The organism is Pseudomonas sp. NPDC087346 (genome assembly GCF_044744235.1).
In the GTDB taxonomy this organism is placed as follows: Bacteria; Pseudomonadota; Gammaproteobacteria; order Pseudomonadales; family Pseudomonadaceae; genus Aquipseudomonas.
In genome coordinates this window covers 1-451 of record NZ_JBIUXX010000145.1, presented here as the reverse complement: position 1 = coordinate 451, position 451 = coordinate 1, and the positions used below count along the sequence as shown (strand labels likewise).

Annotated in this window: 1 pseudogene; it reads right to left on the bottom strand. The window is 52.3% G+C overall.

Going from position 1 to position 451, the window contains the following annotated elements:
* A pseudogene (locus ACIOZM_RS31500) lies at window positions 1–451 on the bottom strand (phenylalanine--tRNA ligase subunit alpha); the annotation flags it as partial.

Sequence of the window (451 nt, the reverse complement as noted above, 5' to 3'; positions counted from 1 at the left end):
AATAAAACCGAATAATAGGTCACAAACAAAAACTTCACATAAAAATAGAAGGATTCCTAAAAAGAACCGGCCGGGTGATGGCCTGGGATGTTGAGCGCCTCGAAGTTGTGATAGTCGTCTTCGACCTCAGGGCCTTCGGCAATGCCGTAGCCGATATGAGTGAAGAACTGTTCGATACGTTCCAGAGTCCGGGTAACCGGATGCAGACCACCGGAGGTCTGACCTCGGCCCGGCAGTGTCACGTCAATCGACTCTGCAGACAGTTTGGCGGCCAGTTCGGCCTCTTCAAACAGTGCCTTGCGCGCATTGAGAACTTCTGTGACACGCTCCTTGGCAACGTTGATCAGGGCGCCGACTTGCGGACGCTCTTCTGCCGGCAAATTCCCCAGGGTCTTCATCACCTGAGTCAATTCACCTTTTTTACCAAGGTAGTGAACCCGGATTTGCTCCA